Here is a 21,874-nt window from a genome sequence, read left to right on the forward strand (position 1 = left end):
CAACCACGTGAAGGAAGAATTCGAGTACCGCAAGATCATCGAGTCCGCGGCGACGATCGCCGACCTCGACTTCGAGCGATGCTCGTTCGTCGGCGGGGTGATCATGCAGGCGGCCGACGACCCCGCCTACGAACTGGTGGTCCGCAACGTCGCCCTGCGCAACTGCAAGGCGGGCAACGTCGAGCTGTACGGCGTTCGGTTCGAGGACGTCACGGTCGACACCCTGAGCCACCCCAAGCCCCTCGAGATCGAAGCCTGCGTCTGCACGCACGTGGTTCTCCGCGGCAAGGTCGGCGCCGTCCGCTTCGCCGCGGCGATCGAGGACGACGCGCGCGCGGTGCTGGCCCCGGCGGCCGCGAAACTGTACGAGGACGTCGACTGGGCGCTGGACATCACCGAGGCCGAGTTCAGCGACGCCGAGATCTGGGACGTTCCAGGACATCTGGTGAGACGCGACCCGGAAACCCAGTTCCTCGTCCACCGCGCCGCGGCCGCGGCGGCGGAGATCGACGCACTGTCGGAGGACGCCCAGCTCATCGTCGAACGCGCCGCCGAGGCTCCGTACGAGACGAGCGTGGTGGCGGCCCCGAAGCGGTCCAAGAGCTTCCAGGAGCAGCTCGACGCACTCCACGAGCTGCGCGACCTGGGCATCGCCGAATGATCCACCTGAGTAGCCTTCTGCCCATGTCCGCCCCGCGCCACACAGGAGCACGATGATCACCGATGTGTTCAGCGCCGGACCCGACACCCTGCCCGGTTACCGCGCCGCCGGCTTCCCCGACCCGACGACCTTCGGCTACCGCACGGTGCGCGCCAGGGGACTGGACCCGGTCGCGCTCGCGTCACTGGACGTGCTGGTCTCCGGCGTTCCGTACGAGATCGCCCTGGACACCGCGGGCACGTCTCCCTCGGACAACCCGAACCTGTACGAGGCCCCGGTGATCACCACCCTCAGCGAGCGGGTCGTGCGGTTCCTGCCGTCGATCGACGACCGGAGCATCGACCAGCTGGCCGCGGACTGGCAGGACTCCCCGGAACTGACCGACCGCGACTCCGCCGCGCTGAGCTCGTGGCTGCGCCAGGTGGCCGACCTGTGCCGCAGCACCGTCCCGGCCGGAAACCTCCTGTTCGTCTGGAACTGTCTATGAACATCACCGTGCGCCAGTTCGAAGCCGCCCAGCGACACCGGTGGCTGCAGGCCGCCTACTACCACTACGACGTCGTCGAAACCACGCTCGACAACCCGGCGATCACCGACGACCCCAACATCAGCACCCCCGGCTCCGGCGACGCGGTCCCGCTGGACTACCCGGACGCGCTCGTGGGCGGCTCCAACCCGGTCTACGTGACACCGGAAACCGAGACCAGCGAACGAGCCCACCTCAGCCGGCCAGGGGTGACCGAGCCCGGTCAGCTGATCACCTACGCCCCGGCCACCGACGAGCTCCTGGCGGAAATCTTCCAGTGACCCGCCTGCCGCCGTTCAGCCCACGAAGGTCGCGACGATGGCTGCCGCGGTAGGGGTGACCCTGACCTCGGCGGCACGCAGCCGTGGATGGTTCAGCCAGTAGGTTCGGGCTTCGTCGGGTTGCCCTTCGTGCACGGGCGGCCAGCTCGTCATCGGGGCGAAGTCGTCCAGGACGACCAGACCACCCAGCCGCAGCCAGTCCGCCGGCTCGAGCGGTGGCTCCGTGCCCTTGCCCTGACCGCCACCGTCGAGCACGAGCAGATCGAACGGAGCGCTGCCGCCCAGCTCCCGCCAGTCCCCGGTGCGCACCTCCACCCGTGGGTCGTCGGCGAACACCGCGGCGGCGATCTCCGCTCGCGCCGGGTCTCGTTCCACGCTGACGATCCGGACGCCTGGGCGAGCGCCGGAGGCCAACCACGCCAGGCCGACCCCGCAGCCGGTCCCGGTCTCGCCGATCACCCCGGCACCGACGCCGCCCGCGAGCGTCCGCAGCAGCCGGCCCTGCTCAGGCAGGCAGGAATGGGCGAAGCCGGCCCGGCGAGCCGCCCGCACCGCGGTCGCGACCAACGGCGGAAGATCGACGCAGTGGTCGTAGGCGGCCGTCCCTGACGCTGTCACGAGCCAATCGTGCCCCGCCGGCCGTGCGCCGTCCGGTGATTGCCGACGAGCCACACCACTAGCCTGTCTCGGCGGTGACCGGGCGGGGAGTCGGCTACCTTGTGTTGTGGTCGGGCTGCGGTGGGTCACCGCGTGGAGGGGTCGTGGGCGCTGATCCGAGTCGCATTCGGACGCGGGCCGATCTGGTTCGTGAGCTGGAGCTGTTGCGCGGCAACGCGGCGCGGGGGAGTGGGCGGACCAGGGTGTCGCTGGCCGAGCTGGCCAAGCGGATCGACGTGCCGCGCTCGACCGTGCACACCTACCTGACCGGACAGACGCTGTTGCCCGCCGAGGTGCTGGACCGGATCGTCATCGCGTTGGACGGCGGGCCCGAGGATCACGCGCGGTGGGCCGACGCGTGGGACCGGGTCGCGGCGCACGAGCACACCTTCAAGCAGGCGCCGGCGGTGGTGGTGCCCCGGCAGTTGCCGGCGGATGTCAGGGCGTTCGTCGGGCGCGCGGGCGAACTCGAGGAGCTCGACGGGTTGCTGGAGCAGCCGAACCGGACCGTGGTGCTGTCGGCCATCGCGGGCACGCCCGGTGTCGGGAAGACCGCGCTGGCCGTGCACTGGGGGCATCGGGTCGCGGAGCGGTTTCCGGACGGGCAGCTCTACCTGAACCTGCGTGGATACGATCCCGGCGCGCCGGTGTCCGCGGCCGATGCGGCGTTGACGTTGCTGCACGCGTTGGGAATCAAGGACGTTCCGCAAGGGCTGGACGAACGCGTCGGTTCGCTGCGGTCGGCGTTGGCCGGCAAGCGGATGCTTCTGGTGTTCGACAACGCGGGCAGCGCCGAACAGGTGCGGCCGCTGCTGCCTGCCACGCCGTCCTGCTTCGCGGTCGTCACCAGCCGCGACACGCTGACCGGGCTGTCCGTCATCGAAGGCGCGCACCGGCTGGACCTCGACGTGCTGACGATGGACGAGGCACTGCTGCTGCTCAGGAACCTGCTCGGCCACCGCGTCGACTACGAGCGCGAGGCGGCGATCGAACTGGCCGAGCTGTGCGCCCGGTTGCCGCTCGCGATCAGGATCCTGGCCGAGCTGGCCCGCCTGGAGCCGCTCAAGGACGTCGTCGGGCACCTCGAGGCCGAGCGCCTCGATCTTCTCGACAGCAGTGGTGATCCGCGGAGCATGGTGCGGGCGGTGTTCTCGTGGTCCTACCGGCAACTCAGGCCGGAAGCGGCCGAGTTCTTCCGGTTGCTCGGGTGTCATCCTGGCCGCGACTTCGACGTGCCCGCCGCCGCGGCGCTGGTCGGCGGCGACCTGGCCGACGCCGCACTGCGGATCGAGCTGCTGGTGAGAGCGAACCTCGTGCAGGGCGACGGCCGGTACGAGATGCACGACCTGCTGCGCGAATACAGCCGCGAGCTCGTCACCGCGGTCCCGGAATCCGTCACCCGACCCGCGAAGGTGCGGCTGATCGACCACTACGCCGAGGCTCACACCGCGGCCTTCACCCAGGTCTATCCGCAGTTTCACCGGGGTGAGCAGGTGGACCTGGTCTGGCTGACCGACCCACGTGCGTGGTTGACCGCGGAGGCGGACAACGTGGTCGAGATCGTGCAGCTCGCCGCCGACCTGGGGCTCGGTCCGACGGCCCGCCGGCTCGCCGAGACCGCCAAGCGGCACCTGGAGACGACTTCTCGCACCGCGCAGGCAATGCGTATGCAACGCACGGCACTGAGTTCGGCCCAGGCCGACGGTGACCTGGCGGGTGAGGCGGAAGCGCTGCGGGGCCTCGGCGTGGTCGCCGAGGCGATGGGAGCCCAGCTCGACGCGCTCGACTGGTTGCAGCGCAGTGCGGACATCTGGCGGGCGATCGGTGACCCGGAGCGTCAGGCGGCGGTCCTGAACAGCATCGGGATCACGCTCGCCGAGCTGGGCCGGTTCGACGAGGCGGTCGCGGCACTGGAGGAGTCCATCGCGTTGTCCGAGGAAGCGGGCAACAAGCACAACGTCGCGATCAACCGGATGAACCTCGGTCGCACGCTGGAACAGCGCGGCCTGCTCGACAGGTCGCTCGCCAACCACCGCGAGGCGCTGCGCACGTTCCAGACGGTCGGCGACGAGCTCGGCGTGGCGCACGCGTCGACCAACGTCGCCAACGTGCTCAACCAGCTGGGCGAGCACGGCGAGGCGGTCTTGCTGCTGGAGGAGGCGCTGACCGGCTACCGCAAGCTGGACAGCCGGGTCGGCGAGACGTTCGTCGTCAAGTTCCTCGGCTCGGTGCACGCGGCAAAGGGCGAGCACCGCCTGGCGATCGACCGCTACGAGGAGGCGTTGCTCCTCGCCAGGGAGGTCGGCGACCTGAATCTGCAGGTCGAGTTGCTCAACCACCTCGGCTTCGTCCGGTGCCGGGCCGGTGACCACGTGGCCGCCAGGGAGGCGCACCACGACGCGCTCGCGCTCGCCTGCGAACACGGACACCGGCTGGAGGAGGCCAGGGCACAGGAAGGGCTCGGCGGAGTCGCGCGTGCCACCGGTGCCGTCGAGAGCGCCAAACGGCACTGGCGGAAGGCGCTCGAACGGTACGAGGCCATGGGTGTCGCGCAGGCGGAACCGCTACGCACCGCTCTCGCCGAGCTCTGACCGTCCAGCTTTGTCCAGCCCTGTCCAGGATCGCCCGTTCGGCGGGGTGACCGCTGCTGAAGTAGGCGGCACACGTTCGAACAAGTGAATGGCGAGAGGGACACACAGATGGCTCGGATTCGGCTGAGGGGAACTGCCGGGACCTTCAAGGGTCGCGTGGTGAAGGTGACGGCTGCCGCCATGACCGCCTTTGCCGCGGCAGCGCTGCTCCTGCCCGCACAGGCTCAGGCGGCCGGCACGCCGTGGGCGGTCACCGCCTACAACGGGTCCACGCCGATCGCCAAGGCCTACGGCGACTTCGCCAACAACGGCGGTGTGTACGCCACGGCGGGCATCAACATGGTCGACATGTCCAACAACGGCAACCCCATCTACGTGGAGGTGCAGTTCCAGTTCTGGACGCGCCCGTTCATCGGCGCCCCCGAGGTCTGGTTGGACGTGAGCAAGCAGCAGACCAGTCGTACCTCGCGCATGAAGTACGTGTCCACGAACCTGTCGACTCGGCTGAAGCCCAGTTCCAGCAAGGCACGCGCGTTGATCAAGGTGTGCGAGGACCGGAACAACGCCGCGGACAAGTGCTCCGCGCCGGCGTTCGCCGCCTTCGAGTACTGAGTTGAGCGGGGGGAGACGGCACCCCGGCCGGTGACGGCCGGGGTGCCACCCTCAGGCGAGACCGAACCGTTCGGAGTGGACCTGCCGGGCGGGAACCTGCAGCCCGCGCAAGGCCTTGAGCACGGCCGAGGTCATCGCGGGCGGTCCGCAGACGTACACGTCGCGTTCGGCGATGTCGGGCACCAGGGCACGGAGGTTGTCCGGCTCGAACGGCGGTGGCCTCTCCCCGGTGCGACCGGTGAGCAGGTGCAGTTGGCCGCCGCGGTCCGCGATCAGGGTGCGTACCTCGTCGGCCAGCACGGCGTCGTTCTCGCTGCGCACCCGGTAGAGCACGACGACGTCGCCGGCCGATTCCTCCTCCAGGAGCGCACGAACCGGCGTGATCCCCACTCCTCCGGCGATCAGCAGTGCGCCGGGCCGCGTCCGATGCAACGAGGTGAACGCTCCGTACGGCCCTTCGACGAACGCGCGGCTCCCGACCGGGACGTGCCGCAGCCCGGCGCTGGTGCTGCCGACGGCCTTGGCGGTCAGCCGCAACGTCCGCCCGTCGGGTGCCGCCGACAGCGAGAACGGGTTCGCGAGCCACCAGTGGTTGTGTCCGGGGAACCGCCAGATGCAGAACTGGCCGGCCCTGGCGGGCAGCTTGTCGAGGTGGCGTCCGGTGACGTGGACCGACACGACGTCGTCCGACTCCGGCACGACCGCCGCGACCTCGAACCGGTGATACGCGTTGCGCCACAGGGGCATCACGATCCGCCCGGTGATCAGGGACCCGAACGCGAACAGCCACAGGGCCCACCAGTAGAGCTTCGCGGGCACCGAGGAGTTGAAGGTCGTGGTCTCCAGCAGCTGGTGGACGAACGCCAGTCCCAGCGCCAGGTACAGGGCCAGGTGCACACCGTGCCAGGTCTCGTACCGCAGCCGGCGTCGCACGTACCGGGTGGAGACCGAGCCGACCACGACGACGATCAACGCGGCGCACATCCCGAGCAGGGAGGCCGGCACTCCGGCCAGCGCCAGGAACGTCTTGCCCATCGAGGCGTCGTCGAGCGTCGCGTAGCCCAGCACCACCAGCACGGCGTGGGTCAGGATGGTCCACAGCAGGGTGAAGCCGACCCACCGGTGCCAGACCGTCAGCCGGTCCATGCCGATGCGGCGGTCGAGCCACGGCAGCCTGGCCACCAGCAGCAGCTGGAACAGCATCACCACGGCGGCGTGCAGGCCGAAGAACTTGGCGACCGTGAGCACCTCGTTCTTGCCGGTACCCGCGGTGAGGAACAGAACTTCGACGATCACCAAGTTCACGACGACGAACGCCCACAGCGCCCAGCGCGCCGCGACGACCGGAGCTGTGGTGCGGTGCCGCACCTGTGAAATCCTCGCCTCCACCGCTTCCCCTCTTCGTCCACATGAAGCACTCGTGCGGACCCGGGATGCCCGACCGCTGTCGCCCGGTAGGTTGAGTGATTAACGTCTTAAGCACAAGCTGGCACAAAGCCTGTTGAGATGGACATGAACAGCACGCATGTCTGGCGCCGTCCCACCCTCGGGGCCGTGGCCGCGCGGGCCGGGGTCTCCACGGCGACGGTGTCGAACGCGCTCAACGGCACCGGCCGGCTGTCCGAGGCGACCAGGCAGCGCGTGATCACCGCGGCCCGCGAACTCGGTTACGCCCCTGCCAGCACGGCCAGGGCCGCGGCCTGCGGCAGCACGGGAGTGCTCGGCCTGACGATGACGACGTACGGCGATCTTCCCGTGGCGTACACGGAGATCCCGTACTACGCGCAGTTGGCGCTGAGCGCGATGGCGGTGGCGCACGAGCGCGGTTACATGCTCATGGTGATGCCGAGTTCGTTGTCACCGTGGATGTGGCTCAACACGCCGCTGGACGGCGTCATCCACGTCGGCCCGCGCGCCGACGACCCGGTGTGTTCGCTTCTGCGCGAGCGCGGCATCCCGATCGTCAGCGAAGGCCGGCCGCCGCAGCCGCGCTGGGGTGACGCGTGGGTGGACGCCGACTACGACGAGGGCCTGCGTCTGCTGCTGGACCACCTCACCCGCGCCGGTGCCCGGCGGATCGGGCTCACCCTGCCGTTGCACGACGACGCGTATCCGGACCTGATCGGACGCGCCTACGCGTCCTGGTGCGCCGAACGCGACCTGCCCGCGCTCGTCGAGGAGTACGCGACGTTGCCCGACTACTTCGCGGCGGAACGGGCCGCGACCGGCCGGCTGCTCGACCGCGATCCGCGACCGGACGCCGTCATCGGCGTGTACTCCGACTCCGGGCACAACATCCTCGCCGCCGCCCGGCACCACGGGCTCCGGGTGCCGCGGGACCTGCTGGTGGCGTGCGTCAGCGAGGATCCGGGCTACGCGACGACGACCCCGCCCGTCACCACCGTCAGCCTCCGTCCGGACCGGGTGGGCGAGGAAGCGGTCGACCTGCTGATCGCTCTCGTCAACGCCCGGACCGGGGTGGAGCGACGTCGGTCCGTGCAGCCGGTGCTGATCCCTCGCCGATCCACCCGGCTGACCTGATCGCCGACCTGGCGCCTCGCGTCTCACGTGGGACTCCCCGCGAAAACATCCCCGTTACATCTTGACGCAATGGATGTTATCGCTCACAGTCCTTGTGCTGCGCCACTCGCACCACTGATTGACGCCCTGTCCCCCAAAACCGCTTTTATTACTGCTCGGGTCGTAGCCGCAATTGTTAGCGCTAACACTTTGATCGCCTGGGTTTGTTGTGCCCAAATGATGAAAGGACGGATGCTATGCCGGTTGGGTTTGCGCACACTGCGAGGTGGCGTGGTCGATGGCGGTCAGGATTGGCCGCCGCGGCAGTCGTGACGCTCGTGGGCGGGCTGCTCACGAGCGCCCTCACGCCGGCGTCGGCGGCCACTGTGGACACCAGCGCCTGGTACGTGCTGCTGAACCGCAACAGCGGCAAGGCCCTCGACGTCAACGCCGCGTCCACCGCCGACGGCGGCAACCTCATCCAGTGGTCCCGCAGCAACGCCAACAACCAGCAGTTCCAGTTCGTGGACGCCGGTGGCGGCTACTACAAGCTGCGCGTGCGGCACTCCGGCAAGGTCGCGGACGTGCTGGGGGCCTCGACCGCCGACGGCGCGGCCATGGTGCAGTGGGCCGACAACGGCGGCAGCAACCAGCAGTTCAGACTCGCGGACTCCGACAACGGGTACGTCCGGCTGATCAACCGCAACAGCGGCAAGGTGGTCGAGGTGCAGGGCGCCTCGACCGCGGACGGTGCCGCCGTCGTGCAGTACAGCGACTGGAACGGCAGCAACCAGCAGTGGCAGCTCGTCCGGGTCGACGGAGGCGGTAGCGCGTGCTCGCTGCCGTCGACGTACCGCTGGAGCTCGACCGGCCCGCTGGCGAACCCGAAGTCGGGGTGGGTCTCGCTCAAAGACTTCACCAACGTCGTCCACAACGGCAAGCACATCGTCTACGCCACGGTGCACGACACCGGAACGGCGTGGAAGTCGATGAGCTTCAGCCCCTTCACGAACTGGTCCGACATGGGCACCGCCACCCAGAACACGCTGACCATCGGAGCCGTCGCGCCGACGCTGTTCTACTTCGCCCCGAAGAACATCTGGGTGCTCGCCTACCAGTGGGGCGGGCCGACGTTCTCCTACCGCACCTCTAGCGACCCCACCAACCCCGACGGCTGGTCGGCGCCGCAGACGTTGTTCACGGGCACGCTGTCCAACGGTGCTCCGCTCGACCAGACCATCATCGGCGACGACACGAACATGTACCTGTTCTTCGCCGACGACCTCGGCAACATCTACCGCGCCACCATGCCCATCGGGAACTTCCCCGGCAGCTTCGGTTCGAGCTTCACGAAGATCATGAGTGACACCGAGGTCAACCTGTTCGAAGGGGTCGAGGTCTACAAGGTCAAGGACCAGAACCAGTACCTCATGATCGTCGAGGCGCGCGGGGCGAACGGGCGCTTCTTCCGCTCCTTCACCGCCACGAGCCTGAACGGCACGTGGACCCCGCAGGCCGCGACCGAGAGCAATCCCTTCGCCGGCAAGGCCAACAGTGGCGCCACCTGGACCAACGACATCAGCCATGGCGACCTGGTGCGCTCCAACCCCGATCAGACCAAGACCGTGGACCCCTGCAACCTGCAGCTCCTCTACCAGGGGCGGGACCCCAGCTCCGACGGGATGGACTACGGCCTCCTGCCGTACAGGCCGGGCGTGCTGACTCTGCAGCGCTGACCGGTGGCGCCGATGCCCCGGCCGGGTTCCCGTGACCCGGCCGGGGCATCGGCGTGTCGGCAGACCGACCAGTCGTCCTTTTTGCTGAATGAACTGGAATAGTTCACTCGATCGTGTGGTGCTTGACGTGGGAGTGCGGTTTCTGCGGGTAAGAAGTAGCGGTGGCGGTCGCTCTTTCGATGAGGAGACGTGCTCGATTGGATGACCAGTTTGTCAGGTACGCCGCACTGTAGTCACCGGATTCACACGGAGTTAGCGCTGACAAGCGATTGTCGCGACTCGTTCGACGTCCTCGCGCAGGCCCTGGCGCAATGTCACGACGAACGAGTCACCGGAGCATTGTGCGTCGTCGGTGATGTGGGCGGAATTTTTCACCTGCGGGACGGCGCGGTGATCGCGGTGGAAAGCCCAGGTTCGCCAGGAGCGAAGGAACTGCGGCTGGGTCCGGATTCCGCCGAGGCTCAGGTCGTCGCCACGGCCGCCATTCAGGACGGGGCGTTCGCCATTGCCGTCGGTGACGTCGGGCGTTGTGTCGTCGGCGATTCCATCGACGTGCCGTTGCTCTTCGCGGCGGACGGAGTCGTTCCGGAGCTGCTGCTGACGGAGACGGCTCGCCGGTTGGACGCGATCGCCTCGCTCGCTTTCCCCCTGTCGCCTTATCGGGACCGCGTGGTGCCGGCTCGTGGCGTGGAATCGGGTGCCTTGACCGCGACACGGCGCGAGATCTTCGAGTGCGCCACCGGCAGGCGCAGTGCGCGGGACATCGCCTTCGCGGTCGGCCGGGGCCTCTACCCGGTCACCGTCGAGGTCTCCCGGATGCTCGGCGAGGAACTGCTGGAGATCGCCCCGCCGGAGACCTCGTTCAGCTTTTCGCACTGGGGACTCGGCTCGTTGCGGCCGCGGGTGGAGCCAGGTCGCCCTGACTGAGCTGGTCGCCCTTTCTGCAGGAGAGAGGAAGTGTGTTGGACTACGACGCCCTGGGCGCCGAGCTGCGGAAGCTCCGGGAGAACGTCACCGGAGTGACCGACACGATGGTGGCCGCGTCAGACGGGATCCCGATCATCGCCGACGTGGCGAAGAACGTCGAACCCGCCCACATCGCCGCGCTCGCCGCCGCCGATCTCGGAATCGCGCGCCAGGCGGCGGAGGTGATCGGACTCGGCACACTCAGCCAGACCGTCGTGTTCGGCAGCCAGGGCTACATGGCCGTGTACGCCGTCGGCAGGATGTCGCTGATGGTCGTACTCGGGGACAAAGGGCTGAACCTCGGACGCCTTCTCTACGAATCCCGGCCCGTGATCGCGCGGGTCGGCTCGATCCTGACCCCGTAGTAACACACCGTCCACCGGGCAGGGCGGGAAATGTTGTCACTTGGTTCATTGCTCTCGTCAATTACGTCGTCCGTGTGGAGACGTTTCCGTACACGATCGGGAAACCGGCAGGAAGCCGAGTTGTCCCGATCACCAGTTGACCCAGGGAAGTGGGATTCGATGAACATCGATGTCGCGTTGAAAGAGGCCATGTCCATCGCCGGTGCGGTCGGCGTGGCGCTGGTCGACTACGACAGCGGAATGTCGCTCGGCCACAGCGGTGGCGGCGAATGGCTGAACCTGGAGATCGCGGCGGCCGGGAACACCGAGGTCGTCCGGTCCAAACTGCGGGTGATCCAGACGCTGGGGCTCAACGACAGCATCGAGGACATTCTGATCACGTTACATCGCCAGTACCACCTGATCCGGCTGATGGGAGGCGTGAAGTCCAGAGGATCGCTCTTCCTGTACCTGGTGCTGGAAAGGGATGTCGCGAACCTCGCGCTGGCCCGGCATCAGCTCAAGCGCATCGAGTCCGACCTGCAGGTGTGAACGGCAGGTCCTGAATCCGTGAGGCGGGTGGGCTACGCGATCGCGTTCGCGCAGCCCATCGCCGCGTCGGGTGCGGGCTCACCCCTGGTGAGCCGCAGGTGGGTCTCGCCCCACACCCGGACCCCTTCGACCACCGGTAGCACCGTGGTGCCGTAAGGGGTGAGGCGGTAGATGACGGGCGCCGGGACCGGTCCGGTCTCCACGCGTTCGACCAGGCCGTCGGCTTCCAGCTCGCGCAGTTGTTCCGCGAGCACCTTGGGAGTGATCGGCGTGCTGCGGCGGCGCAGGCCCGCGAAGTGGGACTCACCGTGCGCGAGCCAGTAGAGCAGGGTCAGCTTCCACTTGCCGCCGATCGCGGCGAAGGCCGCGGCCATCGGGCAGCCCGGCAGCGGGTTGGGGCGAGAGGGGTTACCTGCAGGTGCCTTCTTGTCCATGGCCGCACTCCGCTCCGATAGTCGAGCCATGACCGTGCCATACAAGAAGATTCTCGTCGCCGGGCTTTCCGCACTCGTGCTGGTCGTGACGGCCGCGTCGGGTGGTGCTGCTGCGGCTGTCGACGGGCAGCGGGACTTCGACTGGGAGATCGGCAGCTGGCGCACGTCCGTGCGGGTGCTCGCCGAGCCGCTGTCGGAGTCGCCGGACCAGTGGTTGCAGTTCGCGGGGACGAGCGTGGTGCGTCCCCTCATGGACCGGCGGGCGAACGTCGTCGAGCTCAAGGTGTCCGGGACGACCGGGCGCATCGACGGGATGAACCTGCGACTGTACGAACCCCAGGCGACGCGGTGGAGCCTGACCTTCGTCAACATCCGCGACGGGTTGCTCACGCCGGCGGTGTACGGCGGGTTCCGCGACGGCGTCGGCACCTTCTACGGCGACGACCAGCTCGGTGGCCGTCCGATCAAGGTGCGCTTCCTCGTCTTCCGCGAGGGGGCGGACAGGGCCAGGTTCGAGCAGGCCTTCTCGGCTGACGGCGGAACGACGTGGGAGACGAACTGGGTCGCGGTGGATCGCCGGATCTCCTGATTCCCCTGCGTCACAACAGATGTTCGACGGTGACGGCGTGCTGCTCCGCCAGCCGCCGGGCGATCAGCGAACGGTGGCAGGCCCCAGGTTCGTGCTCGACGCAGAGCAGTGCGGCGGTTCCGTTGCGGGACAACGCCGACACGATCGGTGCGAGATCGGCCTGGTCGAGGATCTCGTCGGTGTAGTGACGGACGTACCCGGCGGCGAGCTCGTGGCGTGAGCGTTTGCCGACACCCTGGCGATCGTCCTCGGCGTACTGGAGCCGGCGCATCTCGGTGGTCGGAGCCAGTTCGAGGTGGTGTTCGTAGGCGATGCCGGCCTCGGCGAGCATGGCCTGCAGCCGGGCCGAGTTCGCCCAGGCGTACTCGGCGCCGCGGACACCACGGCGCTGGCGCACGTCGAGCAGCAGGTGGACGTCCGCTTGCCGCAGTCGGTGGAGGAACGAATCGGCGTCGAAACCGTAGACACCGATCGTCACCATCTTGAGCATCTCGGATCACCCACCTGCTACTCACCGGGTCATGCGACCGCTGTGCCTTCAAGTTCGACCATCAGGTCGGGGAGCGCCAGTCGAGCCACGCCCAGCATCGTGGAGGGTGGTGCCACTCCGGCGGCACCCAGGCGGGCGGCCAGGACTCCGTAGTGCTGGAACAGCAGGTCCACGTCGGTGGCGTACACGTTGAGCCGCACCAGGTTCGTCAGGGACATGCCGGCCTCGGCGAGCACGGCCTCCAGGTTGTCGAGGCTCAGAGCGAGCTGGGCCGCCATGTCACCGGCGTGCCGGGGGGTGCCGTCGGCGCCCGTCGCGGCCTGTCCTGCCAGGTACAGGGTCCGGGTGTGGCCGGTGACGACCTCGCCCTGGTGGAAGCCCAGATCCACCGACCACGGCCACGGGTTGACCGCCGTTCGATCCACTGCCACTTCGGCTCCGTTCGGGATCTTGATGTTGTCGGTGATCAGCTTCCAGGCGAAACACGACATCCTCTGTCGTGTTTTCTGGCAGAGTTCTGGAGTGCGTGCCGACCGGTTGGTGTCGCTGGTGCTGTTGCTGCGGCAGCGCGGGCAGTTGACCGCTACCGCGCTGGCCCGCGAGTTGGAGGTGTCGACTCGCACGGTGTTGCGCGACATCGAGGCGTTGTCCGCGGCCGGGGTGCCGGTCTACGCCGAACGTGGGCGGCGGGGCGGGTTCGCGTTGCTGCCAGGGTTCCGGACCGAGCTCACCGGGCTGAACCACGACGAGGCCATCGCTTTGCTGGCCGCCGGCTCGGAGCGGGTGTTCGGCTCGGCGCTGGCTTCGGCGAGGCGCAAGGTGGTGGACGCGTTGCCCGAGAGCCACCAGGTCACCGCGAACGAGGTGGCCCGGCGGTTTCTCGTCGAGCCGGAGACCGACCTGCTCTCGCGCCGGGCGGTGGCCGAGGAGGTGCCCGGCGCGGCGCTGGCCGAGGTGCGGCGTGCCGTGCTCGCGGGACACCGGCTGCGCATCCACTACGCGGCGACAGGACAGGAACCACGGTGGCGCACGGTCGACCCGATCGGCCTCGTCACGGTGCGCGACCGGGGGTACCTGCTGGCCACGAGGGCCGGGGCGGACCGCACCTATCGGCTGTCGCGGGTGTTCGCGGCCGAGGAACTGGACGAACCGGCGCAGCGGCCGGGCGAGGTCGACCTGGACCGGGTGTGGCGGGAACGCTGTGCGCGGTTCCTGTCCACCGATCACATCACCGTGCTGGTGCGGGTGAACCCGGCGCGGCGGGACGATCTGCTGGGCACCGCCCTGGCCGTTCGTGCCGAGGAACCCGACGCGGACGGGTGGTTGCGGCTGGAGGTGACCTACCAGGACTCGTGGCACGCCGAGTGGGCGCTGTGGCAGCTCGGCCTGAACGCGGAAGCGCTGGCCCCGCAGTCGTTGCGCGACGCGCTGGGGAACCGCGCGGCCGCGCTCGCCGTCCGATATGGAGCGTCGCCCTGAGGAAGGGGAGAGAAGTGCTCCGGTGGACGAGTCTGATCGCCGTGCTGGCCGTTCTGCTGGCCGGGTGCGGCGAAGCCCCGCGTCCCGCCGCGAAGTCCGGCACCGGTGCGCTGCGCACCGACGTCGAGCCGCTCACCAAGCGGTTCTCCGCGCTGGGCACCCCCGAGCGGGTTCGCTGGATGTCGGGCACGTTCGGTTCCGACCGCGCACCGGGTCCGTCGACCTACTGGATCGACGCCGTGATCACCCTGCCCCAGAGCAAGATCGACGAGTTGAAGTCCGCCCACGCTCCGCAGGCCACCGGCGCGACACCGGACGTCGTCGACGGACTGCGCGCCGAACTGCCCGCCGGGACGTTCCTCACCGGTGACCGCCTCGACCAGGCGTTCGCCCACGACACCTGGGTGGCCAAGGCCTATCTTGCCGCGGACAACGGCACGCTGGTGCTCGTCGCCACCGGAAGCTGATCAGCGGTGCGCGCGGCTCCACAGGGCCGGCCAGCCGCCCTTGCCCAGCAGGGCGGCCGGGACGCGCAGGCCGTGCTCGGCGATGCCCTCCCAGAACAACTCCACGGGCGCGCCGAGTTCGGCCGCCGCGGTCATGGCGCGCTGCCACGGACCGTCCTCGTCGGACAGGTCCGTTGCGGGAAAGCCGGGAACCGTCGTCTTCCTCGGCTCGGTCACCGGTGCGGTCTTGTCCAATGTGGACGGATTGCAGGTGGTGGCGATCGCCAGCGCGCACAGCAGGTCGGTCGAAGGACGGCGGGCCACCGCGCGAACCAGCGCGTCGTCACCCGCCAGCGCACCCATGGCCGTGCGGACGGCGCGCGCCACCACGTCCATCGCGTGTGCCGGAGCGATCTCCGGGCGGCGGACCAGAGCGCGCAACGTCCGGGGGAGCGGGGAACCGTCGGTGAGCGTGCCGAGGCGGTCGTACTCGCGAAGTTCGGGATCGAGCCTGGCCACCGCGGCGGTGAGCGGGCGGACACGGGTCGCCTGCCAGAGGGTCGACGCGCTGAGTCCGGCGTCGAGCGCCGTGCGGAGAAGCTCGACGTGATCGGTGGAGCCCACGCGTTTCAACGCGACGACCGCCGCTTCCGGATCGAAGTCGGCGGGCTGGCCGGCCCGGCCGAGACCACGTGCCAGGACGACGTAGGTCCGTTGCGCGGAAGCGGCGGAAGCCAGTTCCTGTGTCACAGCGACGGTCAGCGCGCGGATGAGCTCGGCGGGGAGACGCCCGGCCGCGGAACGGCGGCCTGAACCGCCGCGCACGCGCACCGGCGGTACGGGCAGCAGCGGTTCGGGGGCGGACACCACGGGCGTCGGGATGTCGTCGACCCAGTGCTTGACCTGCTTCTCCATCGCAGGGGTCACGTTGTCGTTGAACCGCGCACGCAGCTCGTGAACGTGCCATCCACCGGTGTGACGACGGATGTCGAGGTTGGCCGCGATCCGGCCGGTGGCGGGGTCGCGCAACGCCATCAGCACGCACCGGCCCCTGCGTGCTTCGTCGGCGTACCACGGGTAGCCGATGCAGTTGCCCATGTAGCTCGACCACTCGGCCAGCTGCCGGGGATCGCGGCCCAGTTCCACGGTCAGGCCGGCGACGACCTGTTTGTCCACAGCGGACACTTCCGGCGGGATAGGGAAGATGCCGACGCTCGCCTCCGCGATCACGGCGTCCGCCCTGACCCCGGCGGCCAGCTCCGCCCACCGGCTGCAGCGTGACGGCGGGGTGGCGCCGAACATCACCAGCTGCGCGACCTCGGCGGCCGCCAGCGGGAGGGAGTCGGCTCGTGGCCGGGTGGGGCGAGCGGGCGTGTCGTAGTCCAGATCCGGTCCTGGCCGCTCGTGCCGGACGGTGGCGTGCTCCTTGCCGTAGAAGGGCGCCAGCGCGTCGGCGAGATCGGCGAGCCAGAGCAGGTCGTGCGGTGTCTCCGCGGCGTCCGGGTCCGCGGCGAGCCGCTGCGCGAGCGGCTGTGTCGGGCCGTCGGCGTGCGCGTCGGTGAGCGGCGGCTGCTCCCAGCTGCCGGGCGGACGGGCGAAACCCACCGCGGCACGCCACTTGTGCAGGTTGTCCGCCTGCCACGGCTCGCAGGTGTCCCAGTCCTCGTGCAGCGGCTGGTCGTCGAGGTTGCGGAGCACCTCGATCACGGTGTCGAAGACGACCACGCCGTAGTTGCGCGCCATCGCCGCGCGGATCTCCACGTAGTTCTGGGTCTTCGAACCGGCCAGCCGTTCCGGTGTCAATGCCTGAACCAGTTGGTGCACATAGCATCCCGGCCGCGCGGGGTGGCTGTAGCCGCCCTCGGCACGGCGTGCCGCGCTGGTCCGCGCGTTCCCGCTCAGACAGGCGTCGGCGGCGGTCAGTTCGTCGCGGTGCTTCTCGGCGGCGGCCTGGAGGCCCTCGTCGGACAGCGTTCTGGCGAACCGGAGCAGCGCGGTGGCCGCGATGGCGTCGTGCATCAGGCGGCGGAGTTCGTCCGCGGCCCACCAGATCGGTGGCCGCCAGCGGGCCGCGGCGGCCAGCGTCGGCGTGTCGTCGAACGCGCAGCCCAGCTGATGGAGGATCTGCTCGTCGAAGTGGACGCGGTGACGTTCGCGCAGCTTGTCGATCCGGTCGACGCGGGTCTGCGAGGCGGCTCGGCGTTTCCGCAGCCGCCGCTCGACCTGTTGCGCGCAGACGTGGTCCCAGAGGCTGATGATCAACGCCAGCCGGCGCGGTCGCTGGTATCGCGACAGCGCGCGGGACAGGTGTTCGGCCAGCGTGGACGCCGCACCGCGGGGAAACGGGTCGATGCCGTCCGGCGCACGCAGGTCGAGCACTCGTTCCAGCTGTTCGGGACCGAGCAGGTCGGACGCCGCCGAGGCCAGGTACAACGCTCCCCAGCGCTGTTCTTCGACCGCCGTGTGCGCGGCCGCACCGACCCGCTTGGTCGCGGACGGCCCGAACATGGCCACCAGACCGGCGGTCCGGTCGCCCAGCCGGTGCGCGCCCTCGGCGCCGAGGTCCTTCAACGCGGCAAGCACCGCGTCGCGCCGGTCGCCGTGCGCGCCGGCCAGGCGGGCGGAGGTGAAGCCGCCGCCGAGGTCGACGCCCGCTCCGGCCGCCTCGGTGCTCAGCAGCGCGAGCCGGCTCGTCGCCTCCCGCACGGCCTCCGGGTCGGCGTCAGCCGGGCCGACGGCGACCGGCGCGCCCGGCGGGTGTGCACCGCCGTTGGGCACGGCTCGGCCGCCCGACGTGGGGAGCCGGCAGCTCAACCCAGGCCCGGCCGTCACTCCGAACGCCAGCTGGATGGACATCGCGATCAATCATCGCGCACCCGCGCCACTCCTTTTGAGCGCTGACTGACCGGTGACGGCGAGTGTCAGTGAAGTGTCAGCGAGCTTCGCAACCCTTCGCTCGGCGGAAATCAAATAAGAGAAGGACACACTGTGCTCAAGAAAATCACGCTTGTGGCCATGATGGGCGCGCTGATCAGCGTGTCCTTCGGTGCGGCCACCGCCTCCGCGGCAACGGCTCGCAACGGATCTTGTGAAGACGGCGAGTTCTGCCTGTTCTACAACAGCGACCAGGCCGGTTCGGTTTCCGACTTCGCCACGTCGATTTCCGACTACGGCGACGAGCAGCCCAGCTGCTACGACTTCAAGGGCGCCGGCAACGGCAAGGGCCTGTGCGTGAAGAACGAGGCCGCCTCGGTCTGGAACCGCACAGACAGCAAAGTGACCGTGTACTTCAACAGCGGTTACGCCGGCCCGAGCCAGACGATCGCGGCCAACACCAAGGCCAACCTGAACTCGACTCTCAAGAACGACAACGCCTCCCACAAGCTCAACGACGGTGGCGGCACGCCGCCTCCCGGTGGCACCTACGGGGCGCCGAACAACAACCCGCACCCGAACGCGACGGCCCGCGCGCCTCAGGCCACGAAGAAGACGCAGTTCGTGGACGACGAGATCCGCCGCCTGACCGGCGAGAAGGACTGCTGGGTGGGTGACTACCGCAGCGGCGAGTCGTCGACGAGCAACCACAACACCGGTAACGCTCTCGACTGCACGATCTCCAACGGGATCGGCACCTACCCGACCACGGCGCAGAAGGAACAGGGCTGGAAGCTCGCCAACTGGCTGAAGAAGTACGCGTCCAAGCTGGACGTCCGCTACGTGATCTGGCAGGGCAAGATCTGGAGCGTGGCCCGTGCGTCCGAGGGCTGGCGCAACTACACCGCCGGTAGCGGTGTGACCGGTGGTCACTACGACCACGTCCACGTCTCGATGCAGAACCCGTACGGCGACTGATCGAAGCGAAATTTCGGTGGTGAAACAGGCGGGCGCTCGCACCGAGCGCTCGCCTCTTTCGCGTGAATTGAGTCAGAATGCCAATGCCGCCGCCTGTGTGAACCCCTGCAACGAGGAGCACAAATGCGTTTGGCACGACGAGTCGCGATAATCGCGGGCGCGGCGATCATGACGGTCGTCGCAATCCAGCCGACAGCCTCAGCCGGGCCGGTCGGCAGCGGCTGGACGGAATACGACCCGGCGTGGAATCTGCAGATCCAGAGCAGCGGCACGATCAAGAGTTACCCGAGCAGCACGAACAGCGCGTCCGGGCCGGGCGGGTCCTACCTGCGCTCCGGTGGCGTGCAGAGCTTCAAGCTCTTCAACAACGGGTCCAACCGCGTCGAGGCGCGGATCCAGGACAACTACCGGACCGGGCAGCGGCAGTTCGAGGGCGAGTTGAAGGTCACGGCGGGCACTGACGACGAGAGCGCCATGCAGATCTTCGGCAACGACGGCGACGGCGCCACCACGTTGATGATCAGGTCCCACGCGCGCGGCGGGGGCACGCTGCGGGGCGGGGGCAAGGACCTGATCAGCGGCATCAACGGCAAGTGGGTGCGCGTGAACGTCACGCACAACGCCACGGCCAGTGGCGGCAGCTTCTCCATCCACATCAACGGCAAGCTGGTGCAGACGGCGAACGGGCCCAAGGGCGACCACTACTTCAAGTACGGCGTCTACGGCACGTTGAAGGCGGCGAGCGCCGAACACCAGTGGCGCAATGTGCACTTCTACCGCAAGTGATCAGGGGCGCAGGTCGTGGACGACGAGTGACGCGGCGAGCAGCCGGATGTCCGCTGGGTCGGCAGGGTTGTAGCCGGTGAGCTCGGCGACGCGGCGCAGCCGGTAGTTCAAGGTGTTGCGGTGCAGGTGCAGGTTTTCCGCCGTGCGATGACGGTTGTGGTCGCTGTTGATGAACACCCTCAGCGTGTGCAGCAGGTCCGGGTGTTCGGCCAGCCGGTCCATCACGCGGGCCAGGCGCTTGCGACCGGGTCCTGGGCGGCAGAGCTGGTACTCCAGCAGCACGTCGTCCAGCACGTACGCGCCGGGCGGGCGGCCCAGTTTCTGGACCAGCTCGGCGATGTCGGCGGCCTGCCTCGCCGCGGTGGGGATGTCCTCGCGCGTCTCCGCCGCGGCGATCCCGCCCATCAGGGCGACGCCGGCGGCGGTGTGCAGCCGGGTCACCAGGTCCGCGGCGTCGGCCAGTTCCTGGTCGAGCGCGTCGGCCGAGGTGGGCAGCAGCACCGTGCCGCCGTCGTGGTCCAGGGCGGAGAGGGCGTGCTGGGGCAGTTCGGCGCGGAGGCGTCGGACCAGTCCGGGCGCCGATTCCACGCGGATCGCCACGACCACGTGGTGGCTGGCCAGCTCCAGGCCGATCCGTTCGGCCAGCGGTTCGGACTCCCGGCCGGTCAGCAGCGCGGCGACCAGGGCCCGGCCGGCTTCGCGGCGTTCGGCGTGCAGGGCCTGTTGTTCGGTGAGGTAGGAGGCGGCGACGGCGGGCACCGCGGCGCTCAGGAACTGCAGCAGCGCGGGCACGGTCGCCAGCAGGTCGTCCACCTCGTCCGGCTCGGCGACGCCGGCCATCGACAGCCAGCCAACATGCGCGGCGACGTGGTAGGTGCTCAGCACGACGTCGAGGGGGACACCTTGCTGTGCGCGGCGCACGGCCGTGGCGATCTGGTCGGCCATCTCCTCCGGCGCTGGCGGTCGCTGTTCGCGCAGCGCCCGCAGGAAGACCTGCAGGTTCCGGCTCACCGCCTCGGTGATCTCGCGGTCGACGAGCTGGTGCGGCAGCTGCCGGTACGCCGCGGATCTGGCGAAGAACGCCTCCAGCACCTTCTCGGCGATGTTCGGGATCTGCGCGGCGGCCCGCTCGTACAGCGGGGCGCTCGGGTTCGGTGCCGGGATGTCGACCACCGGCAGAGGCTTGCGCATGCGGCGGCCCCTGGCCATCGCCCGAAACGGTCGTCTTTCGTGGGCACTGTGCACGAACGGCGGCTGCCGACGTTGTGCATTTGACCCAAACGTTTGACCTGATCGAGTGATGGACGGTGGGCGGTGCTTCTGGTCGGAGCCAGAATTGGCAGTTCGTACCGGCAGGGGCAGGGTGACTTGGCACAACACGCGAGAAGCGTCCAAGACTGCATGAAGCTGTTGCTGCGGCGTGGATTTCAGCGGACCGTCGTGCACGACCGCATGGCCTGCGTCAACGCCGTGATGTTCCGGCGAGTGTGGCGCGGCACCAACGAGACGGTGCTGGCGTACTCCGACTCGGAGGCGCTGGCCTACCGCGTGCCGGAGCGCGACGTGGACCCGGCGGACCCGTTCGTCGTCGATCCCGACGTCGCGCTGTGGCAGTGCGGCGGTGCGTTCCTCGACGTCGCGAGTCAGTTGCTCGAACTGCCTCCGGCGGCGGGTCACTCCACCTTCTGAGCACGGCGCACCATCTCGTTGATCCAGATGGGCGCGAACGGCGACGTGCAGTTCGGCGGCGTCGGGTAGTCCTTGAGCACTTCCAGCCGTTCGCCGATGTCGATCGCACGGGCACGCAGCGCGGGGTGCTCGATCCCGATCTGGGCCAGGCAGTGGTTCATCGCCCACTGCAGACGCTCGTCGGCGCCCTTCATCTCGGCTTCCACGGTGTCGAGCAGGCCGTCGAGGTTCAGGCCCTCCGGCTTCTTGGCGACGCGCTCGGTGGTGAGGGCCCAGCCGGCGCTCGCGACCACCGGGTCCGGGTCGGCGAACCAGGCGGCCCGCAGTTCTTCGGCGTGCGGACTCTTCTTCACCACGTAGTTCACGAGCCAGTCGTGGACCTTGGGGCGGCGGGCCTCGCGCAGCATGGTGTCGAGCTGGTCGCGCGAGAAAGCCTTGGGGCGGCAGATCAACAGGGCCAGCAGCCGGGCCGCGGTGTCACCGGTCGCCCACAGGTCGAGTGAGAGTTCCTGCTGGGTCTTGAGGCGTTTGGCGACCGCGCGCAGCTTGCTGAGGTTCACGCCGTGGTCGTCGCCGTGTTTTTCGTTCACGGCGCGTGCCTTCGGGTCCTCCAGCGCGGCCAGTTCGGCCATCACCTCGGCCACCGTCGTTTCCGCCACCGTC

General features: G+C 69.1%; 24 protein-coding genes. 16 read left to right on the plus strand and 8 right to left on the minus strand.

Annotated elements, in window-relative coordinates:
- Window positions 1–7: 7 nt before the first annotated feature.
- The 3 genes from B0F77_RS14955 to B0F77_RS14965 are packed head-to-tail and all read left to right on the plus strand — an operon-like array spanning window position 8 to window position 1,468.
- Entirely contained in the window at window positions 8–661 is a 654-nt protein-coding gene (locus tag B0F77_RS14955; RefSeq protein ID WP_143466732.1) for a hypothetical protein, read from the plus strand.
- 52 nt (window positions 662–713) lie between these two features.
- Window positions 714–1,148, plus strand: coding sequence for a hypothetical protein (locus B0F77_RS14960; protein WP_086663490.1), 435 nt, complete (start codon window positions 714–716; stop codon window positions 1,146–1,148).
- On the plus strand, window positions 1,145–1,468 hold the full coding sequence (locus B0F77_RS14965) for a hypothetical protein (RefSeq protein ID WP_086663491.1): 324 nt from the start codon (window positions 1,145–1,147) through the stop codon (window positions 1,466–1,468). Before B0F77_RS14960 ends, B0F77_RS14965 begins: the two co-directional genes overlap by 4 nt.
- Before the next feature lie 15 nt (window positions 1,469–1,483).
- Here the strand turns inward: B0F77_RS14965 and B0F77_RS14970 are convergent, their stop codons facing one another.
- A complete protein-coding gene (locus B0F77_RS14970; protein WP_086663492.1) occupies window positions 1,484–2,086 on the minus strand; it encodes an O-methyltransferase in 603 nt (200 codons plus the stop codon).
- Between the two features lie 143 nt (window positions 2,087–2,229).
- Between B0F77_RS14970 and B0F77_RS14975 the strand changes: the two genes are divergently transcribed.
- Both B0F77_RS14975 and B0F77_RS14980 read left to right on the plus strand, forming a co-directional pair.
- Entirely contained in the window at window positions 2,230–4,716 is a 2,487-nt protein-coding gene (locus B0F77_RS14975; RefSeq protein WP_158102693.1) for an ATP-binding protein, read from the plus strand.
- A 180-nt stretch (window positions 4,717–4,896) separates the two neighbouring features.
- Window positions 4,897–5,328 carry a hypothetical protein gene (locus B0F77_RS14980; protein WP_143466733.1) on the plus strand — a complete coding sequence of 144 codons (432 nt, stop codon included), beginning with the start codon at window positions 4,897–4,899 and terminating at the stop codon, window positions 5,326–5,328.
- Between the two features lie 51 nt (window positions 5,329–5,379).
- Here the strand turns inward: B0F77_RS14980 and B0F77_RS14985 are convergent, their stop codons facing one another.
- Window positions 5,380–6,696: a ferredoxin reductase family protein gene (locus tag B0F77_RS14985; RefSeq protein WP_086663541.1), complete on the minus strand. Its 1,317-nt coding sequence runs from the start codon at window positions 6,694–6,696 to the stop codon at window positions 5,380–5,382.
- Between the two features lie 144 nt (window positions 6,697–6,840).
- Here B0F77_RS14985 and B0F77_RS14990 point away from each other — a divergent pair, with 144 nt between their 5' ends.
- The 5 genes from B0F77_RS14990 to B0F77_RS15010 all read left to right on the plus strand — a co-directional run bounded on the left by B0F77_RS14990 (window position 6,841) and on the right by B0F77_RS15010 (window position 11,446).
- Window positions 6,841–7,869, plus strand: coding sequence for a LacI family DNA-binding transcriptional regulator (locus tag B0F77_RS14990; protein ID WP_086663542.1), 1,029 nt, complete (start codon window positions 6,841–6,843; stop codon window positions 7,867–7,869).
- Window positions 7,870–8,105: 236 nt separating this feature from the next.
- Window positions 8,106–9,584, plus strand: coding sequence for a non-reducing end alpha-L-arabinofuranosidase family hydrolase (locus B0F77_RS14995; RefSeq protein ID WP_086663495.1), 1,479 nt, complete (start codon window positions 8,106–8,108; stop codon window positions 9,582–9,584).
- A 357-nt stretch (window positions 9,585–9,941) separates the two neighbouring features.
- Window positions 9,942–10,511, plus strand: coding sequence for a hypothetical protein (locus B0F77_RS15000; RefSeq protein WP_086663496.1), 570 nt, complete (start codon window positions 9,942–9,944; stop codon window positions 10,509–10,511).
- 35 nt (window positions 10,512–10,546) lie between these two features.
- Window positions 10,547–10,915 carry a roadblock/LC7 domain-containing protein gene (locus tag B0F77_RS15005; RefSeq protein WP_086663543.1) on the plus strand — a complete coding sequence of 123 codons (369 nt, stop codon included), beginning with the start codon at window positions 10,547–10,549 and terminating at the stop codon, window positions 10,913–10,915.
- Between the two features lie 159 nt (window positions 10,916–11,074).
- Window positions 11,075–11,446, plus strand: a complete 372-nt coding sequence (locus tag B0F77_RS15010; protein ID WP_086663497.1) for a hypothetical protein — start codon at window positions 11,075–11,077, stop codon at window positions 11,444–11,446.
- 32 nt (window positions 11,447–11,478) lie between these two features.
- On the opposite strand, the gene B0F77_RS15015 is transcribed toward B0F77_RS15010, so the two are convergent.
- The gene (locus B0F77_RS15015) at window positions 11,479–11,880 is read right to left on the minus strand and encodes a winged helix-turn-helix transcriptional regulator (protein ID WP_245848172.1); all 402 of its coding nucleotides are present in this window, start codon (window positions 11,878–11,880) and stop codon (window positions 11,479–11,481) included.
- 28 nt (window positions 11,881–11,908) lie between these two features.
- Here B0F77_RS15015 and B0F77_RS15020 point away from each other — a divergent pair, with 28 nt between their 5' ends.
- Entirely contained in the window at window positions 11,909–12,469 is a 561-nt protein-coding gene (locus B0F77_RS15020) for a hypothetical protein (RefSeq protein ID WP_245848174.1), read from the plus strand.
- Between the two features lie 10 nt (window positions 12,470–12,479).
- Here B0F77_RS15020 and B0F77_RS15025 read toward each other — a convergent pair whose 3' ends face one another.
- Complete coding sequence (locus tag B0F77_RS15025) at window positions 12,480–12,959, minus strand: DUF488 domain-containing protein (protein WP_086663499.1); 480 nt, start codon at window positions 12,957–12,959, stop codon at window positions 12,480–12,482.
- A 29-nt stretch (window positions 12,960–12,988) separates the two neighbouring features.
- A complete protein-coding gene (locus B0F77_RS15030; protein WP_086663545.1) occupies window positions 12,989–13,384 on the minus strand; it encodes a RidA family protein in 396 nt (131 codons plus the stop codon).
- Window positions 13,385–13,481: 97 nt separating this feature from the next.
- On the opposite strand from B0F77_RS15030, the gene B0F77_RS15035 reads away from it, so the two are divergent.
- Window positions 13,482–14,438, plus strand: a complete 957-nt coding sequence (locus B0F77_RS15035) for a helix-turn-helix transcriptional regulator (protein WP_086663500.1) — start codon at window positions 13,482–13,484, stop codon at window positions 14,436–14,438.
- Between the two features lie 14 nt (window positions 14,439–14,452).
- Window positions 14,453–14,905, plus strand: coding sequence for a hypothetical protein (locus B0F77_RS15040; RefSeq protein ID WP_086663501.1), 453 nt, complete (start codon window positions 14,453–14,455; stop codon window positions 14,903–14,905).
- Here B0F77_RS15040 and B0F77_RS15045 read toward each other — a convergent pair whose 3' ends face one another.
- A complete protein-coding gene (locus tag B0F77_RS15045; RefSeq protein WP_143466734.1) occupies window positions 14,906–17,740 on the minus strand; it encodes a hypothetical protein in 2,835 nt (944 codons plus the stop codon).
- Window positions 17,741–17,872: 132 nt separating this feature from the next.
- Here B0F77_RS15045 and B0F77_RS15050 point away from each other — a divergent pair, with 132 nt between their 5' ends.
- Together B0F77_RS15050 and B0F77_RS15055 are read left to right on the plus strand one after the other, a co-directional pair.
- Window positions 17,873–18,736: a peptidase inhibitor family I36 protein gene (locus B0F77_RS15050; RefSeq protein ID WP_245848178.1), complete on the plus strand. Its 864-nt coding sequence runs from the start codon at window positions 17,873–17,875 to the stop codon at window positions 18,734–18,736.
- 123 nt (window positions 18,737–18,859) lie between these two features.
- Window positions 18,860–19,522, plus strand: a complete 663-nt coding sequence (locus B0F77_RS15055; protein ID WP_143466735.1) for a polysaccharide lyase family 7 protein — start codon at window positions 18,860–18,862, stop codon at window positions 19,520–19,522.
- Here the strand turns inward: B0F77_RS15055 and B0F77_RS15060 are convergent, their stop codons facing one another.
- On the minus strand, window positions 19,523–20,713 hold the full coding sequence (locus B0F77_RS15060; protein WP_158102694.1) for a PucR family transcriptional regulator: 1,191 nt from the start codon (window positions 20,711–20,713) through the stop codon (window positions 19,523–19,525).
- A 210-nt stretch (window positions 20,714–20,923) separates the two neighbouring features.
- On the opposite strand from B0F77_RS15060, the gene B0F77_RS15065 reads away from it, so the two are divergent.
- Complete coding sequence (locus tag B0F77_RS15065; protein WP_086663505.1) at window positions 20,924–21,211, plus strand: hypothetical protein; 288 nt, start codon at window positions 20,924–20,926, stop codon at window positions 21,209–21,211.
- Here the strand turns inward: B0F77_RS15065 and B0F77_RS15070 are convergent.
- On the minus strand, window positions 21,196–21,870 hold the full coding sequence (locus tag B0F77_RS15070; protein WP_086663506.1) for a DNA alkylation repair protein: 675 nt from the start codon (window positions 21,868–21,870) through the stop codon (window positions 21,196–21,198). The genes B0F77_RS15065 and B0F77_RS15070 overlap by 16 nt on opposite strands.
- Window positions 21,871–21,874 lie beyond the last annotated feature (4 nt).

The organism is Lentzea kentuckyensis, from assembly GCF_002150765.1.
Lineage (GTDB): Bacteria > Actinomycetota > Actinomycetes > Mycobacteriales > Pseudonocardiaceae > Lentzea > Lentzea kentuckyensis.